Annotated in this window: 14 protein-coding genes and 1 tRNA gene; 13 read left to right on the top strand and 2 right to left on the bottom strand. The window is 47.1% G+C overall.

The genetic code is table 11. The features are described from left to right. Window positions 1-301: 301 nt before the first annotated feature. A tRNA-Leu gene (locus G464_RS0107625) sits at window positions 302-389 on the bottom strand. A 233-nt stretch (window positions 390-622) separates the two neighbouring features. Here G464_RS0107625 and G464_RS0107620 point away from each other — a divergent pair. The 8 genes from G464_RS0107620 to G464_RS0107585 all read left to right on the top strand — a co-directional run bounded on the left by G464_RS0107620 (window position 623) and on the right by G464_RS0107585 (window position 8,100). Then, window positions 623-1,549, top strand: a complete 927-nt coding sequence (locus G464_RS0107620; protein WP_022857367.1) for a DMT family transporter — start codon at window positions 623-625, stop codon at window positions 1,547-1,549. A gap of 1 nt (window position 1,550) precedes the next feature. Then, entirely contained in the window at window positions 1,551-2,330 is a 780-nt protein-coding gene (locus tag G464_RS0107615) for a 16S rRNA (uracil(1498)-N(3))-methyltransferase (RefSeq protein WP_022857366.1), read from the top strand. Window positions 2,331-2,389: 59 nt separating this feature from the next. Continuing rightward, window positions 2,390-2,731 (top strand): histidine triad nucleotide-binding protein, encoded by a 342-nt coding sequence (locus G464_RS0107610; RefSeq protein WP_021618326.1) that lies wholly within the window; start codon window positions 2,390-2,392, stop codon window positions 2,729-2,731. A gap of 3 nt (window positions 2,732-2,734) precedes the next feature. Beyond that, a complete protein-coding gene (locus G464_RS0107605) occupies window positions 2,735-3,862 on the top strand; it encodes a PhoH family protein (protein WP_022857365.1) in 1,128 nt (375 codons plus the stop codon). 19 nt (window positions 3,863-3,881) lie between these two features. Beyond that, window positions 3,882-4,385: an rRNA maturation RNase YbeY gene (gene ybeY / locus G464_RS0107600; protein WP_021618328.1), complete on the top strand. Its 504-nt coding sequence runs from the start codon at window positions 3,882-3,884 to the stop codon at window positions 4,383-4,385. Continuing rightward, complete coding sequence (locus tag G464_RS0107595; protein WP_022857364.1) at window positions 4,385-5,782, top strand: hemolysin family protein; 1,398 nt, start codon at window positions 4,385-4,387, stop codon at window positions 5,780-5,782. Before ybeY ends, G464_RS0107595 begins: the two co-directional genes overlap by 1 nt. A gap of 264 nt (window positions 5,783-6,046) precedes the next feature. Further along, complete coding sequence (gene era, locus G464_RS0107590) at window positions 6,047-7,000, top strand: GTPase Era (protein WP_022857363.1); 954 nt, start codon at window positions 6,047-6,049, stop codon at window positions 6,998-7,000. A gap of 92 nt (window positions 7,001-7,092) precedes the next feature. Then, entirely contained in the window at window positions 7,093-8,100 is a 1,008-nt protein-coding gene (locus G464_RS0107585) for a Gfo/Idh/MocA family protein (protein ID WP_022857362.1), read from the top strand. A 1,082-nt stretch (window positions 8,101-9,182) separates the two neighbouring features. Here G464_RS0107585 and G464_RS0107575 read toward each other — a convergent pair. Then, complete coding sequence (locus G464_RS0107575; RefSeq protein ID WP_022857361.1) at window positions 9,183-11,213, bottom strand: AMP-dependent synthetase/ligase; 2,031 nt, start codon at window positions 11,211-11,213, stop codon at window positions 9,183-9,185. Between the two features lie 777 nt (window positions 11,214-11,990). Here G464_RS0107575 and G464_RS0107570 point away from each other — a divergent pair. From G464_RS0107570 to G464_RS0107550, 5 genes are all read left to right on the top strand, one after another. Beyond that, window positions 11,991-13,133 carry an NAD(P) transhydrogenase subunit alpha gene (locus G464_RS0107570; RefSeq protein ID WP_022857360.1) on the top strand — a complete coding sequence of 381 codons (1,143 nt, stop codon included), beginning with the start codon at window positions 11,991-11,993 and terminating at the stop codon, window positions 13,131-13,133. After that, window positions 13,134-13,451: an NAD(P) transhydrogenase subunit alpha part 2 gene (locus tag G464_RS0107565; protein WP_021618336.1), complete on the top strand. Its 318-nt coding sequence runs from the start codon at window positions 13,134-13,136 to the stop codon at window positions 13,449-13,451. It abuts the gene before it with no gap. Window positions 13,452-13,454: 3 nt separating this feature from the next. After that, complete coding sequence (locus tag G464_RS0107560) at window positions 13,455-14,876, top strand: NAD(P)(+) transhydrogenase (Re/Si-specific) subunit beta (RefSeq protein WP_022857359.1); 1,422 nt, start codon at window positions 13,455-13,457, stop codon at window positions 14,874-14,876. A gap of 94 nt (window positions 14,877-14,970) precedes the next feature. Continuing rightward, window positions 14,971-15,807, top strand: a complete 837-nt coding sequence (locus G464_RS0107555; RefSeq protein WP_022857358.1) for an excalibur calcium-binding domain-containing protein — start codon at window positions 14,971-14,973, stop codon at window positions 15,805-15,807. A 156-nt stretch (window positions 15,808-15,963) separates the two neighbouring features. Continuing rightward, window positions 15,964-16,563 carry a 50S ribosomal protein L25/general stress protein Ctc gene (locus tag G464_RS0107550; protein ID WP_021618339.1) on the top strand — a complete coding sequence of 200 codons (600 nt, stop codon included), beginning with the start codon at window positions 15,964-15,966 and terminating at the stop codon, window positions 16,561-16,563. The last annotated feature ends 507 nt before the right edge of the window (window positions 16,564-17,070 follow it).

Genomic DNA, 17,070 nt, shown 5'->3' with positions numbered 1-17,070 from the left:
GGGTTTTCGTGGGGTTTTGGTTGTGGTTGGGCTTATCTGGTTATTATTGCGGTGTGTAGGAGTCCTGGGGTGGTTCGTGAAGCGTGACTTGGTAGACCGTTCCATGATTCACGCATAGCACGAAGACCGAAAACACTCTCAACGATGACCGCGAGCATTGTTAGTGTTGTGCGCTCACAACTTCCACGCACCTGCAACCTACACAACCCCCGCTAAAAACTGAAGAACCAAATCAGGCTTATCAACCAGACTAACTAGGGAAAAAAGAAAAGGACACATTGTGAATGTATCCTTGAAATTGTGTCCGGAGCGGGACTTGAACCCGCACGCCCGTATAAAATGGGCACTAGCACCTCAAGCTAGCGCGTCTACCATTCCGCCACCCGGACAGTACTTTACGCAAGTGCATTAAGCAACAGTTAGAAAGAATACCACAGAGTTTCAGACTATGCATATTGGCGTGTCGAATATACATTCTGAGAGTCTACCAGCAGGGCAAATGCATTGAAAAATCAGGCGAAACGCCGCATTTAAGAAATAGCTCGAACATATAGATACACCCTCATATACTTGAGGCTGGTTCGCGAAGGATGAGCGAAAATACAAAAATCGGAGGATACCAATGTCGCCAAAAATCGTCGGTAGCGCAATGGTTCTTACAGCTAGCATCGCGTGGGGCATTTCTGGAGTCAGTGGTCAATATTTACTACAACGCGGTATTTCAGTAAACGCGGTAACCTCCCTGCGCCTCGTTATTGCAGGCGCAGTACTTGTTGCTATCGTTGCTTTGCGTAACCCGAAAAGTATTGTTCAAGCAATGCGAACACCTGCATTCCTCAAAGACATGCTGCTGTTCGCGATTTTCGGTATCGTTGCCAATCAATTCGCCTATTTGCAGGCCATCCACTACACGAACGCTGGAACAGCAACAGTTCTGCAGTATCTCACACCCGTTACCGTTTTGGCATATACCTGCTTTAAAAACCGCATTCCGCCAGCACTCCTCGAAATCTTGGCTGTAATTCTGGCTATGAGTGGCACGTATTTACTCGCCACGCACGGTGAGCTTAACTCTTTGGCTATTAACCCAAAGGGTTTGTTCTGGGGAATTTTCTCCTCTTTCACCTACACAGCTTATATTATTCTTCCCGTCAAAATTGTGCAGCAGTGGGGTAGTCTTCTCAGCATTGGCATGTCTATGCTTGTAGGTGGTGGTCTATTTTCCCTTGGCTCACACGTGTGGACAGAAAAGTTTATCTGGGATGGTCCAATTATTCTTGGTTATCTGGGCATCATCGGCGTTGGTACTATTATTGCGTACACGCTTTTCCTCAAAGGCGCTGCCTACACAGGGCCTGTGCAAAGTAGTTTGCTTGCTTCATTAGAGCCAGTAGCTTCTGTTGTTTTTACGGTAGCAATGTTCCATGCTAGTTTCTATCCAGCCGATTTTGTTGGCATGATTACTATTGTTATAGCAGCTCTTATGATCTCGCTGAAACACTATATTGCCCGCTTGTTTACACATCCGCTACGCCGCAGAAAGGCTTAACATGACTTTACCAATGTTCGTTGTGCGTCAAGATACCGATAAGCCTGCTGATTTTCCCACTCACAGTGGCGAGCAGTACATCTTACCGTCCGCGATTTCCATGCACGCATTAAAATCGATGCGCTTGGGTGAAGGCGAGCAGTTATGCTTAACCGATGGCTTAGGTCGTGTAGCTACAGCAAGGGTATCTGACACAGCTGCAGGAACTGTGATGATTGAGGCAATAGACCAGATAGAAGTTCCATGCGTAAAGCTCGGACTTATTCAGGCTTTAGCGAAGTCAGGACGCGACGAACAAGCTATTGAAATGGCTACAGAAATCGGTGTTGATTCTGTTATGCCATGGCAATCTCAGCGCTCTATTGTGCAATGGAAGGGAAATAAGGCTGAGAAAGCATTGCGTAAATGGAAAGATGTTCTCGTCTCCGCCACAGAGCAGTCACGACGAGCTCTCTTGCCGCAGCTTGAATCAATGAAAACAACAAAACAGCTGGTCGAGTGGACTAAACAAGCAACTGAAGCGGACGATATAGTGGTTGTTTTGCATCAAGATGCCACAGATACGTGGTCTCGCATCGAGGAACATGTCAAATCTCTGAATACCGAATGCACTATCTGGGTTGCAGTAGGACCAGAAGGCGGCATCAGCGACAACGAGGTAGCACAGCTAACTGCAGCAGGCGCTCATGTCTGCGTAATCGGTAGTAATATTTTACGCGCTTCAAGTGCAGGAAGCGTAGCTCTCACCTTGCTCAGCCGTGTGTTGGAACGATACGCATAATATGGTGCGATATTGCTAGAATAAACACCAGTACATTGTGGGTAAAGTAAGGAGCAATAATGGCACTCGACAGCAACTGCATTTTCTGCAAGATTATTCAGGGAGAAATTCCTAGCACAAAAATTATGGAAACCGAACGTACATACGCTTTCGCAGACCTGAATCCACAGGCAGAAGTTCATGCTCTAGTTGTTCCTAAAAATCATTTTGCTCGTGTGAGCGAGGTGGCTCAGGCAGACCCAAGCTTGCTGGCTGAAATCGTATCTACAGCTCAAAGCATTGCTAACGAAAAATACAACGGTCAGTTCCGTTTGATCTTTAATTCTGGGGAAGATGCTGGTCAAACAGTGTTCCACTGCCATGCTCATGTGCTGACTGGTCAAAAATTAGAAGGAGAATAAAGTTTGGCACAATCAGGTACTACTACTCGCACAGTTACTATTCCTGCTGAACTTAATCCTGTAAGCGTATGTGGTCCAGAAGATCAGATATTACGGCTTATCGAAAAAGCATATTCGGATCTTACTTTCGTAGTGCGTGGCAATACTATTGCTATCGTATCTAGTTCTGCGCGTACTGAGGCAGACGCTTTAGCTGCTCAAGATTTTCTCAATAATATTATTGATACCGCTTATACGAACCCGCTGAGTGTGGACGATGTTGAGCGTTTACTTTCGAATAAACTCAGTCAGAAAGCTGACCGTAAAGAGCGCAAAATAAAGCAATCTGCTCCGCGTTTCCCAGATGAACGTCCACACTTTATCGGTCGTCCGCACACAGAAAATAACGTAAAAAGTTCTGTATCTGGCCAGCGCACAACAATAGGCGGTCAACATATTCCTCGCGTTATTACGATGGCTCACGGAGTCCCTATCCGCCCGAAAACAGCTGGACAGGTTGACTATATTAATGCTATTGAATCGCATACCATTACTTTCGGTATTGGCCCTGCCGGTACGGGTAAAACCTATCTGGCTGTAGCTAAAGCAGTCCGCGCGTTTGAAGACGGCGCTATACGACGTATTATTTTGACCCGTCCAGCCGTAGAAGCAGGCGAAAATCTCGGTTTCTTACCTGGCACGCTTAATGAGAAAGTCGATCCGTATTTACGTCCGCTTTATGACGCTTTGTCCGATATGCTCGGAAACGAGCGTATGCAACGCTATATTGCTGATAATACGATTGAAGTAGCTCCTTTAGCGTATATGCGCGGTCGAACGCTTAACGACGCGTACGTTATTTTAGATGAGGCACAAAATACCACACCTGAGCAGATGAAAATGTTCCTAACACGTTTGGGATTCAATACGCGCATGGTTATTACTGGGGATGTTACACAGGTTGATTTTTCTGTGTATCGTTCAGGATTATTACAGATTGAAAAAGTGCTGGGAGACGTTGACGATATTGCTTTCGTGCATCTCGGCTCTGACGATGTTGTGCGTCATAACCTCGTAGGACGTATTGTGAGTGCATACGATGCCTTTACTGCTGCACAGCAAAAACACAAGACACAGAATAAGACAGAATAAGTAGGACAAGAAGTACAAAATGAGCGTAGATGTTCTTAATGAAAGTCGTTGGAATATTGATCCAGAAGTGTTCTCACAACTTGGTTTATGGGTGATGGATCAGTTGCATGTGAGCACACATAGCGATTTAACGATTATTTTTAACGAACCAGATGCCATGGAAGAGCTTCACCTCAAATGGATGAATCTTGAGGGACCTACGGATGTGATGAGTTTCCCTATGGATGAACTGCGTCCAGGAAACGGCACGGAACTCGTGGAAGGAATGCTGGGCGATATTGTGTTGTGTCCGGCAGTAGCGGCGGTTCAAGCGCAAAGTGCAGGACATTCCACTATTGAGGAGCTGCTCTTACTGACCATTCACGGTTGTTTGCATTTAACAGGATTTGATCATTCTACTCCTGAGGAAGAGCGAGAGATGTTTGGTCTGCAACGTCAACTGTTATTGACCTTCTTGGCTGCTCGTCCAGGAACTCTTACAGAAGTTTTGCCTTATGAACTTTCTGAGCAGGAGGACGAGTAATGAGCGTAACTTCCATTATTCTTGCAGTCAGTTTATGTGTTATTTCGTTGGGATTGCTATGGTTTTCTCTGATTATGGCGTCAAGCGAATCTGCTATTTCACGAGTGACGCGCTCTAATTTAAATAATTTGATTTTGGAAGTGCGCACTAATGAAGAATCTGATTTTGTGCGCAAGAAAACTTTAGCGCGCATCCGCCACGCCCAAAACATCATCATCCATCGCCACCGTGCGGCGGTCACCTGCACCTTTTGGCGCGTCGTCTCTAATGTGCTCATCGGCGCGCTCATCGCCACCGCCGCGGGCGTCTTCGGCGTGCGTATTTGGCTGCAAATCACTATTGGACTAATCTTCGCCCTTATCAGCGCTGGAATTGCGGCACTCATCTCTCCGCGCTCATCTAATCAGCAATCAGTCACAATCTTGCTTAACTATGCACCATTTATTGCACGGGCTATGCATCTAATGCCGCGCGTAGCTGCAGAACGTAGCGAGCGCAATCAGTCACGTCCAACTCTCTCAGATGACGAAGAGCTCGAACAAATCCATCACGAGCAAGCGCGTTCTACAATCGACCGTCTGATTGAAGCACATATGTTCGACCCGGAAATTTCTGAAATGCTGCGCAACGTGCTTATTCTTACCGACACATTAACGCGCGAAATTATGGTGCCACGAACAGATATGTTTTCTCTCGAAAAATCAACAACTCTCACCGATATGCTCAAAGATTGCTCAAGATCGGGCTTTTCTCGCGTGCCAGTCACAGGTGAAACTATTGATGATTTGAGGGGAATTGCCTACTTAAAAGATGCTGTGCGAGCAACAGCATTTAATCCCGCGGCTGGAGAGCGTACAATCGACACGATTATGCGCGAACCAATGCTTGTTCCGGAGTCCAAGCCAGTGGATGATCTTTTCCACGACATGCAAACAAAGCGTCAGCACGTGGCTATTGTTGTGGACGAATATGGTGGTATTGCGGGTATGGTCACCATCGAAGATGCTCTCGAGCAGATTGTGGGAGAGATGGAAGATGAGCACGATAAAGTGCAGCGTCACGAACCAGAACGCATGGCGAATGGTGGGTGGCGTGTGCCAGCGCGTACGTCTATTACCGATATTGAGGAACTGTTCGAGATTGACCTCGACGAAAATGACGTAGATACAGCCTATGGTTTACTCACTAAAGCATTAGGAAGAGTCCCAATCGTCGGTTCAAGTGCACAAACACGCGGCTTGGAGTTGAAAGCTATCGATTCAGCTGGGCGAAGAAAGAAGGTGTCAACCATCGAAATTCAACGTATCGCGGATACCATGGCTGATACAATCGAAAAGAACGAGACAAGCTCGGACGATAATGCGCCACAGGAGCGCGTTACAAAAGAAGCGCAGTAAAAGAAGCGTAACAAACCAACCGTAAGATATAAGCAAAAGTAACATAACAAACACAAGAAAATAACAGGCGCAGAGTAAAGTGTTTACATAAACGCTTAAGAGTATGTGCGGTTTTAATATAGTAAAACTGTAGTAAAACCGCAGCAGGAATTAGAACTGCAGTAAAAGTGCACGAAGCGCTTCACGGCGCAAACTAACTGCACATAGCGCAAACTAAGCGTTGCATGGCACAAAACTAGGCGCAAACTATGTGAAGGATAAGAGATGAGTGAATCTGAGTACCGTTCCGGTTTTATTGCTGTTGTAGGCCGTCCAAATGTGGGCAAATCTACGTTGATTAATGCTCTTATGGGAACTCAGATTGCTATTACCTCATCGCGTCCTGAAACGACACGTAAAGTTATTCGCGCAATCCTCACCACAGATGAGTATCAGATTGTGCTGGTGGATACGCCGGGTATTCACCGTCCGCGCACTTTGTTGGGGCAGCGTTTGAATGATATGGTTGATGAGTCACTCTCAGATGCTGATGCAATTGCTTTCTTGCTTCCTGCAGATCAGGAGATTGGTTCGGGAGATAAGCGCATTCTATCGCGCCTGCGCTCAGTATTCTCGCGCAAAGATGAGAACGGTCAGTGGCAATGGACGAAGCCAGTCATTGGCGTGCTGACCAAGATTGACGGCTTGAACCGTTCCGAATTAGTGGAAAAGCTTATTGGCATGGATCAGTTCGGAAACTTCACCGAGATCGTGCCTGTGTCTGCTCGCGAATATGACAATGTGGATGAGGTTCGTGCTGTTTTTGCTCAGCAGATGCCGGAAGGTCCGCAAATGTATCCAACTGAGCAGAAGAGTGAGGAAACTGCACAGGATACTATTGCTGAGCTTATCCGTGGCGTTTTCCTTGAACAGTTAGACGATGAGCTTCCTCATTCTTTGGCTGTAACTGTGGACGATATTGTGTATCCTGCTGATAACGATGATTCTGATGGAGACGGTCGTGCTCAGGTATATGCTTCGATTTATATTGAACGCAGCAGCCAGAAACCGATTATTTTAGGCAAGGGCGCGGAAAACCTTGTGCGTGTGAAGAAAAAACTGCGCACGCCGATTAACCGTATTGTGGGTATGAAGTCCACGTTAACTTTGCATGTGAAGATTGCGAAAGACTGGCAGAGCGATCCGAAGAAGTTGGAGCGTTTGGGCTTTAACGGTTAGTTTGCATTTTAGATTTTAGGTTTTTTGAGGGGACGCCTTGAGGAGACGTTTAGCGCCGTAAGAAAGTACAGTACTACCGAGAGGATAGGACAGTGACGTTCACAACGAATATCGCTATTTTAGGTGCGGGTAAGATCGCTACAAAAATGGCTACAACTGTAAAGATGATGGAAAAAGATGACCGATGGTCCGGCCGCGTAAAACTGTATGCAGTGGCTACGCGCGACTCACTCGAACGTGCGCAGGCTTTTGCAGATGAATACGGCGTCGAAGTTGCCTACGGTTCGTACAGTGAGATGCTTGCCGATGCAGACGTAGACGTAGTTTATATCGCCACACCTCACCGTTTCCATGCTGAGCAAGCTATTACATGTATGGACGCTGGTAAGCATGTGCTGATTGAGAAGCCTTTTACTGTGAATACTCGTGAAGCACATGAAGTGATTGCTAAGTCACAAGAGACAGGGCTGACCTGTGCTGAGGCTATTTGGACTCGTTATGTGCCTTCGCGTGGTATTATTCAGAATATTCTTGATTCTGGTGTTATTGGTGATATTACCTCGATGAGTGCAAATCTTTCGTATCCGATGATGACGAAAGAACGCATAACGAATCCTGAATTGGCTGGCGGTGCTTTGCTTGACGTTGGTATTTATCCGTTGAACTTCATTAGCATGTTTATGCCTGCACAGGTAGAGAAATTGGTTACTTCGGCACGTTTATCGGATCAAGGTATGGATGAGGTCTCACAGACTACTTTATGGTTTGATAATAAGGCGATGGCCGATATGACTTCTTCTTACTGGGAGGTAGGAGACCGCTGCGGTTTTATTCGTGGAACGAAGGGAATTATTCGCGTGGAGAACGTGAATAATCCTTCAGATATTGTGGTGATGAACAAGGCTTATGAGGTGCTTGATCATCCTGAAATTCCGGAGCAACTCACTGGTTTTGAGTATGAGGTTGCCGCTGTGATTGAGGCTATTGGTCGCGCAGAGATTGAACCGGAAGCGATGCCACATGCTGAGAGTTTGCGCATGGTGAATATCATGGATCAGATTCGGGGCGAGTGGGGAATGACTTATCCATTTGAAAAGTAAGCAACTGAGTTACTATACCAATAAAGTTGTGGTGGTTCATTCTTAAGAGTGAACCACCACAATTAAATTAATGCATTATAATATGCACACAATACACACGATTATTGCAGCTAGACCAGCTAATATGTAGGTAATTATTTTATTAAAACCATGACTCATTCCAAGACCAAGAAGAGTACCAAGGTTCCTACTGTGAGAAGGAAACCAGCTAATAAATATGACCATGGTAAATGGGAAGAGCTTATGACGAGATAAACCTGTAGACATGCTCCTACAATCAGCTGACCTAGCATAACGTATTCTAGACCTTGCCAATTTTTTCTTTTCATTTTTTTCCCCCCCCCTGGAGACCCAGCGCCTGTTCCTGTCTGGAATATACGCATACCTCGTAGCGTACTCGCTTTTTGTGAATATGAACAAAATAACATACAACAGGGCAGTTCGTTGTGGAACAGCGTTATCGTGTTCTTGGATTGTATCCGAGTTTTTGTTTGTTCACTTATTCTTGACGCAGATGGGAGCTTGAGCGGTTCGTGAAACGTGACTTGGTGTATCGTTTCACCATGTGCGTGAATCATGCCTTGCTCTAGCACTTCACGATTCACACACAAATGAGGACTTCAACCACCCTTAAAAGTGAACGCGAACGTTGTTAGAGCTTGACGCTAACAACTTCTACGTACTCATGAGCGAGAATTGAGAACGTTTTTCGAGCGTACACATTGTCAGCGAGTCACGCTCACAACTTCCACGAAGCTGAGAGCACACATTTAAGCTCAAAATCGGACACCAGCGTTGATAGCGCTAAGCGCTAGCAACTTTCAGGAACGCATGAGAGCTGATAAAACCTTAAAAATAGACGTCAGCGTTGCAAGCGTTCTACGCTCACAACCTCCACGCACCTGCTACCTACAAAATCGAGCTACAATCTATTGAATCCATTGCCTTCAACTTGTCTTGGGAACTATCGATATGTTTACAATTGTGTTTCTTCCACACACATCCAGTACATATAAATCTCCCGTTCCTCGAACAATTTATATTGAACAAGAAACGGGAGTTATCAATTTTATAGCTGGCAGTTACTTCTTGCGAGGCTTATACATCTGCGTATCAAGAAGATTTTGATAATGAGCCAAAACCTTCGGACGAATCACTTTCATTGAAGCAGTAAGCAAACCATTATCCTGTGTAAAGTCTTCTGGCAAAACAATAAACTTACGTACAGATTCAGCGCGCGAAACGCCTTCATTTGCCTCGTCCACATATTTTTGAATTTCACCGCGCACAGCCGCATTATTGGCAATCTCTTCCATCGTCAAAGAAGTATCAAGCCCTTCCTGAGCCATCCATACACGTGTTGCTTCTTCATCTAAAGTAATCAGTGCAGAAATAAACGGACGTTTATCTCCCAAAACCAAAGCCTGCGAAACAATGCCGCAACGCTTAATAGAGGCTTCAATAGGTGTAGGAGAAACGTTCTTACCACCTGCAGTAATAATCAAATCTTTCTTACGTCCGGTAATGTACAGCAAACCATCAGGAGTTAAAGCGCCTAAATCGCCTGACGCAATCCATCCATCCTCAGTAAAGGAAGAAGCAGTAGCTTCCTCATTCTTATGGTAAGCCTTAAAGCAGCCAGCACCCTTCACTTGAATCTCGCCGTCTTCAGCTAAACGAAGAGTGAAGCCTGGGAAAGCAATACCCACAGAACCAGCGTGGAACGGAACGCTTAACGGAGTGAAAGCACATGGAGCAGTAGTTTCAGTCATACCGTAGCCTTCATAAACTGGAAGACCAGCACCACGGAAGAAGGAGAGTAATTGCGGATCCAAAGGCGCACCGCCGCACACCAGCCACTTAGCGCGACCGCCCAAAGCCTGACGCAGGGAAGAGTAGACAATTGGGTCGAAGCTGGCACGACGAGCGGTAGCCAAAGCACTAGCATGACCAGATTCAGAAATCTGATTCATGTAGTCACGCGCAGCGTTAGCTGCGGCGTTAAATACGTGTCCCTTAACGCCGCGGCCTGCCTTCTGAGAGGCAGCGTTGTAGACCTTTTCGAAAACACGAGGAACAGCAATCATAACTGTTGGACGAGCTACAGCTAAATCTTGCAACAAGGTCTTAATGCCGGTGGCAATATAAATGCGAATGCGTGAATTTACCACACCGTAGTTAATAGCACGAGCGAAACTATGCGCCTGTGGCAGGAAGAGAAGCACAGTATGAGTATCGTTCTCTAATAAATCTGGAATGAAAGCACGCAGATTCAGAGCAAAAGCAAGATAATTGGCGTGCGTCATTTCCACGCCCTTAGGAGCGGACGTAGAGCCAGAGGTATAAACGATGGAGCACAAATCGTCTTTATGAATAGAGGCGATGCGTTCGTCCAGCTCCTCATCGGAAATGGAATGACCATATGCCTGCAGCTCTTCGAGAGCACCGTTTTCGATGCAGCTAATGTACTTGAGGGTAGGGCAGTCGTTCATTGCGCCCTCAGCCTTCTTGTACATATCCTTTGTCTGGGTCATGAGCAGCACAGCGTCTGAATTATTGACGATAGTGCGGATTTGTTCAGCCGAATCAGTGTCATAAATCGTAGCGAGCACACCGCCCACAGCTAAAACAGCGGCATCAAAAATATCCCACTCATAGCTGGTTTGACACATAAAAGCAACAGCATCGCCCTTCTTCAAACCACGCTTGAGCAAACCTTTAGCAGCATTACGAATATCTGCTAAAACTTGGTTAGCAGTACGGTCAACCCATTCACCGTTGACCTTAAAGGTGTACATAACCTCGTTACCCATATCGTGTGCACGCTGTTCATATAAGTGATACACAGACATATTCTCTGGAGTTTCGCGCACACCTTCTGTAGAAGTGGTCAGCAAGCCAGATTCAGGGTCGATATAGGTTGTTGTAGGAAATTCTGGAGACGACCAGTTCATAATGCGAGGATCACCAAAAGCAGATTTATCAAAGGCAGTCGGTGCACCGAAAGTCACGAATTGGTCGGAGTCCGATGGAGAAGCAACGGATTTCACAGTGGATTTTACGCTTTCCACTGTTCGATTAAATGCTGCGGATACTGTGTTCAGAACGCTCATGAGCTACCTCTCTGCAATCGCCTCTGTAAGTGTGGGCATGTATTCGCTTTATTGAATACGCCATATACAACTCCCATATTTTACGGCGTGGAGTGGATAGGTGGGCGTGGAGTGAAAAGAGAAGGGCATAGAGGGGGATAGGGAGGCGACAGGAAAGATATAGGGAAGTGCCAGAGAGGAACGGGCATAGAGAGTGCATAGGGAGCCGATAGGGAAGAGATAGAGAGGAACGGGCATGAATAGATAGCGGGGTAGAAAGCGTGCACAGGCAGGAGGACTGAGCAGGAACGGATAGGGATAGAAGCAAGCACTAGACAGGCATGAACAGATAGTGTGGGTGCTGCTGTGTAACCCGACGTGCGAGAACGCGACCTATGAAACAGCATTAGAGAACGCGGGCAGCTAGACAGCATTGAAGAAAAGACCGTTGCTCACAACGTGAGAGAAAGGCCACGAGAAAACCGCACATTTTCGCACAAACTGTTCAATGCGTGGACTTTGAGTTGCATACGTCACATTTAGTAACACTGAACCGATAGACTAACACATGTAAGACAGAAGCTTGGCGCTCGCACTGCGCGTACCGCACTGCCCGTACTACATGTAATGGGCACTCGCACTGAACATGCGGCACTAACCGTGCAGCCATGTACGTGCCGCACGTATGAACTGCATATACCGCAGGTGCGTACCGCACTGTGCGCACGTACTGCATACACCGCATGTACCGCAAGCAAGCATGCCAAGCATGAGAGAAACATGAGTTGAGGAGGACTCGTGGCAGACAAAGAAATTGTTGTTACCTATGGTGTGCTCTCCGAGCGCACTGAGGTGGAGAAGCGAACTGGTATTACGCCAGATATCGTCACCCGCCTTAAGCGCAGCGGTGTTGTTTGCGTTGTTGAACAAGGTGTGGGCCTCGACGCTCACTTTACCGATGCTGATTTCGAAAAGGCTGGAGCACGCGTTGCTACACGCGACGAAGTTATTGCCAGCAGCGATGTGCTCGGTTTCGTAGGCCGCCCATCCGAAGACACACTGGCAAGCATTAAGCCTGGAACCTGGGTTATTGGCGCTTTGCAGTCGTTTACTGACGAAGCATATGTAGACTCGCTCAAGCAGCGCGGACTCACCGCTGTAGCTATGGAGCGTTTGCCTCGTCAACTCTCGTCCGCACAGTCCATGGACGAGATGACCTCACAGAATTCTGTTACTGGCTACAAGGCAGTGCTTAAAGCTGCCGATGCGTACGGCTCGTTCTTCCCAATGATGACCACTGCTGCAGGAACAATTCGTCCAGCTAAGGTTTTGGTTTTGGGTGCTGGTATTGCGGGATTGCAGGCAATTGGTACTGCCAAGCGTTTAGGAGCAGTTGTTACGGCATACGATGTACGCCCAGCAGCGAAGAGCGAAGTGGAGTCTTTGGGTGCTAAGTTCCTCGACCTCGATGTTGATTTAACCAAGGGGCAGGGCGACGGCGGTTATGCTCGAGAGCTGACTGCTGAAGAACGCGCAGCTCAGCAAGCTGCAGTTGATAGGAAGGCAGCAGATTTCGATGTTATTATTACCACAGCTCAGGTTCCTGGACGCAAACCACCAATGCTCCTCACTTCTGCAGGTGTGAATGGACTCAAGCGTGGTGCTGTTATCGTTGACTGCGCTGCCAGCGAGTTTGGCGGCAATGTAGAAGGCTCTGTTGCTCGCGAGCGCGTTATTACCGAATCTGGAGTCACTATTATTGGTGATCCTGATTTGGCTAGCGGTGTTCCAGTTACCGCGTCTCAGCAGATTGCGCGCAACTTGGCAGATACGCTGGTTCACTTCGTGCGCGAAGCAGAAGAAGGCGCTCCAGCTGCTTTGACGGTTGATATGAACGATGAGATTGATGCAGCCATGGTTGTTGCAGGAGGGGATAAGTAAATGCCAAGTTTGGTTATTGCTATTACGCTTTTTGTTCTGGCCTTGCTTATTGGCGTGGAAGTTATTGGTAAAGTGCCAGCAACTTTGCACACTCCTTTAATGTCTGGCGCTAATTCTATTCACGGCATCATTATTGTGGGTGTTGTTATTGTGGCAGCTCACGCACACACGCCGTTGGCTTATGTTTTCATCTTCCTCGCAGCAGTGCTGGGCACGATGAACGTTGTGGGCGGTTATGTAGTTACCGATCGCATGCTCGAAATGTTTAAGTCCTCGAAGAAGGATGAGAACAAGGACGACAAGAAGGACGGTGAATAAAGCATGACTACTTCCACTTTGGATATTATTACCTGGTTCGTGTATGTGTTCTCCGCCGTCCTGTTCGTTATGGGCTTGCACTACATGAACTCTCCAAAAACCGCACGTAAGGGTAACTTCGTGTCTGCAGCCGGTATGGTTGTGGCAGTAGTTATGGCTTTCGTGCACATGTTTGCCACTAAGATCGCAGACATGACTGCCGTCTACGTTCTTATCGCTGGTATCGCATTGGGTACGATCGCAGGCGTCTGGTCCGCTGTGAAGGTTCAGATAACCGATATGCCTCAGCTTGTTTCTGTGTTTAACACTGTGGGCGGTGGAGCTGCAGCCCTCGTTGCTCTCAACGATATTTTGACTGCGAATGTATCTGGGCTTACCCTTGTTCTGCTTATTACTGCAGGCCTTGGTGTGATTATTGGTGCTGTTACTTTTACTGGTTCGCTTATTGCTGCTGGTAAACTGCAGGGCGTTATTCCTGGCAAGCCAATTGCTTTGCCTGGTCAGAACCTGATTAACGTTATTTTGATTATCGGTACACTCGCATCCTTCGTTATGCTGTGCATTCATCCACAGCAGCGCGTTCTGTGGAGCATCGTAACTGTAGTTGTTGCCTGCGTTTATGGTGTTCTGTTCGTTCTGCCTATTGGTGGTGCAGATATGCCGGTTGTTATTTCCGTTCTCAACGCCTGCACTGGTACAGCTGTAGCTATGAGCGGTTTGGCAATCGATAACGTTGCTTTGATTGTTGCAGGTGCTTTGGTTGGTTCCGCAGGTGTAACGCTGTCTATTTTGATGGCTAAGGCGATGAACCGCCCGCTGTCATCCGTTCTGCTCGGCGGCTTTGGTGATACAGGCGCTGCAGGCGCTGCAGGCGATGGTCCAGAAGGTACCATGCGAGAAACAACTGCTGATGATGTTGCTGTTCAGCTTGTTTACGCGGATAAGGTGGTCTTCGTTCCTGGCTTCGGTCTGGCTCAGGCTCAGGCTCAGCGCGAACTGGCAGATCTCGGTCAGCTTCTCGAGGAACGCGGTATCGAAGTATCCTATGCTATCCATCCGGTCGCGGGTCGTATGCCTGGCCATATGAATGTGCTCTTAGCAGAAGCTAACGTGCCATACGAGCAGCTCATCGATTTGGACGATATTAATCCGCAGTTCCCATCAACCTCTGTATCTCTCGTGGTTGGCGCGAACGATGTGACTAATCCTGCCGCGCGCAAACCTGGTACAGCAGTATCCGGTATGCCTATTTTGGACGTGGATAAGTCGCAAAGCACCGTCGTTATTAAGCGCGGTCGCGGCCGCGGTTATGCAGGCATCGAAAACGAACTGTATTTCGATCCGCACACACAGATGCTGTTCGGCGACGCAAAGGCTCAGCTGCAATCCATTATTGCGGCAGTCAAAGAGTTAATCGCTGACTAGACATCGCTTTAAGTAATCGGGGAGGGGGAATAGTTCTCTCTCCCCCAAAATTTTGGCTACGATATCCCTCAACTGAGTTATTAAGAGAGAAAAAATGATTAAAAGTACGAATAAGACAAAGAAGTTCCTAGTACGAAAATGCATATGTTTACTCATTCTCTTGTTCTTTATCCCTCTTCAGGCGTGCTCCAGCACAGATGCCAATTCTTTAGATAAAGAGACAGACTCGTCACAATATGAGAAAACAATAGATGAAGCTAAAAAAGAAGCGACAGCAAAACTAAGTGTTGCTCAGAAACTCTATGAAAGCTCTGAAGGCAAAGTTGCTGATGAATCCACGCGCAAGGTTTTGAAAGAAAAGATTGATTCGCTAGATAAAATTCTTAAGCAAAAGCTAACTTCTACTAGTCACGCACAAAAGATTGTTAAGGAGACATCTGCGCTGGCTGAAGCAATCACAAAAGTTGAATCTAGCCAGAAACAAAAACTGGTAGACGAAGCTAAACAAGCAGCTCAAGGAGTTGTAGAGCAAGGAAACTCAACATTTGATTCTTCGGCAGGTCGAATGGAGAATGAACAATACCGTAATACATTGCGACAGAAAGTCGATAATTTGCAATCAGTTATGAACTCTGAATCAGCCACTCCGGAACAGATTAATGCTGCGGTGACAGAAGTTAATCAGGCAGTAAATGACGTGAATTCAAACATCGAGTATAAGAAGCAGCAAGATGCTCAGGCGGCAGCTCAAGCAGCAGCTGCGGCCCAGGCCGCCGCGCAAGCTCAACAGCAGCAACAGCAACAAGCTGCTAACACTTATTATCCGAACTGCGCAGCAGTGCGAGCAGCTGGTGCTGCGCCGCTGTATCAGGGACAGCCAGGATACAGCTCGAAACTAGATCGCGATAAGGATGGCGTAGCCTGTGAATAGGACTATACGTTTTCTGCCCCATATGCTATCTTAGAAAAGTTGCTTTGGCGAGGGGAGTAGTCCCGTAATCGACTTGGCCCATCAGAGAAAATCTTTATGCTTTTCTCCTGCTGGTTTTCGAGTGTCCCAAAGCCAGATATTACAAGGAGAAATATTATGGCAGATATCACTTTAACTGGTGACGTACGTACTGAATTTGGTAAGGGTGCAGCTCGTCGTATGCGCGTTGCTAACCTCATTCCTGCAACCATCTACGCAGGTGGCGAGGAACCATCCTTCTTGCAACTTCCTGCAAAGGAAACAACTTTGGCATTGCGTCACACCAACGCTTTGTTTGAGTTGAAGTTCGGCAACGAGACCAAGACTGCAGTTGTTAAGGACGTTCAGCGCAACCCAGTGAAGCGTACTGTTGAGCACGTTGATTTCTACGAAGTAAAGGCTGGCGAAAAGATCGTTGTTAACGTTCCAGTATTCGCTGAAGGTACTCCAAAGGGTGCTGCAGTTGCGTTCGTAGATATTCAGGAAATGTCTATTAAGGCAGATGTTGCTAACCTGCCAGAGCGCATTGTTGTTTCTGTTGAAGGTTTGATGGATGGCGACAAGGTTCTCGTAAAGGACGTTGTTCTTCCTGAAGGTACTGAGCTGGCTATGGATGATTTGGAAGAGCCAGTTGTAACCGTTTCTGTTCCAGAAGGTGACGGCGAAGAAGCAGCAGAAGGTGCAGACGCTGCAGCTGAAGCTCCAGCTGCAGAATAAGCTTGATTAGCTATTACATATGCGTTTAGCCCGTAGTCTTCAGACTACGGGCTTTTCGTTATGCAACTGCCACATGGGTTCTTTGAATGTGGGTATGGGGGGCGAGAGAAGGGTGTTGCAGAACTGTCTCTCGTGTTTTGTTGGTTCTTCGGTTTTTATCGGGGTTGTGAAGGTTGCAGGTGCGTGGAGGTTGTGAGTGTGGAACGCTAACAATGCTCGCGGTCATCGTTAAGAGTGTTTTCAGTCTTCGTGCTGTGCGTGAATCGTGGACTGCTAGAGCAAGTCATGTTTCGCGTCTTGGGTTATACGCTTAACCATATGCGTGAACTATGGAGTACTAGAGTGAAGCATGTTTCACGCTGCATTTTACCCCTGTGAACATGATTAGAACACTCGCGAATCATGGAACGCTCTACCAAGTCACGCTTCACGAACCACCCCAGGACTCCTACACACCGCAATAATAACCAGATAAGCCCAACCACAACCAAAACCCCACGAAAACCC

The sequence above is a fragment of the Alloscardovia omnicolens DSM 21503 genome (assembly GCF_000420505.1).
GTDB classification, from domain to species: Bacteria; Actinomycetota; Actinomycetes; order Actinomycetales; family Bifidobacteriaceae; genus Alloscardovia; species Alloscardovia omnicolens.
Note: the sequence above shows the minus strand (reverse complement) of the source record. Positions and strands in the feature narration are given on the sequence as shown.

Excerpts from the sequence above, each read along its gene's own strand:
- G464_RS0107615 (WP_022857366.1), top strand. The coding sequence starts at position 1,551 with ATGACTTTACCAATGTTCGTTGTGCGTCAAGATACCGATAAGCCTGCT.
- ybeY (WP_021618328.1), top strand. The coding sequence starts at position 3,882 with ATGAGCGTAGATGTTCTTAATGAAAGTCGTTGGAATATTGATCCAGAA.
- G464_RS0107555 (WP_022857358.1), top strand. The coding sequence starts at position 14,971 with ATGATTAAAAGTACGAATAAGACAAAGAAGTTCCTAGTACGAAAATGC.
- G464_RS0107595 (WP_022857364.1), top strand. The coding sequence starts at position 4,385 with ATGAGCGTAACTTCCATTATTCTTGCAGTCAGTTTATGTGTTATTTCG.
- G464_RS0107610 (WP_021618326.1), top strand. The coding sequence starts at position 2,390 with ATGGCACTCGACAGCAACTGCATTTTCTGCAAGATTATTCAGGGAGAA.
- G464_RS0107560 (WP_022857359.1), top strand. The coding sequence starts at position 13,455 with ATGACTACTTCCACTTTGGATATTATTACCTGGTTCGTGTATGTGTTC.
- G464_RS0107565 (WP_021618336.1), top strand. The coding sequence starts at position 13,134 with ATGCCAAGTTTGGTTATTGCTATTACGCTTTTTGTTCTGGCCTTGCTT.
- G464_RS0107620 (WP_022857367.1), top strand. The coding sequence starts at position 623 with ATGTCGCCAAAAATCGTCGGTAGCGCAATGGTTCTTACAGCTAGCATC.
- era (WP_022857363.1), top strand. The coding sequence starts at position 6,047 with ATGAGTGAATCTGAGTACCGTTCCGGTTTTATTGCTGTTGTAGGCCGT.
- G464_RS0107550 (WP_021618339.1), top strand. The coding sequence starts at position 15,964 with ATGGCAGATATCACTTTAACTGGTGACGTACGTACTGAATTTGGTAAG.
- G464_RS0107575 (WP_022857361.1), bottom strand. The coding sequence starts at position 11,213 with ATGAGCGTTCTGAACACAGTATCCGCAGCATTTAATCGAACAGTGGAA.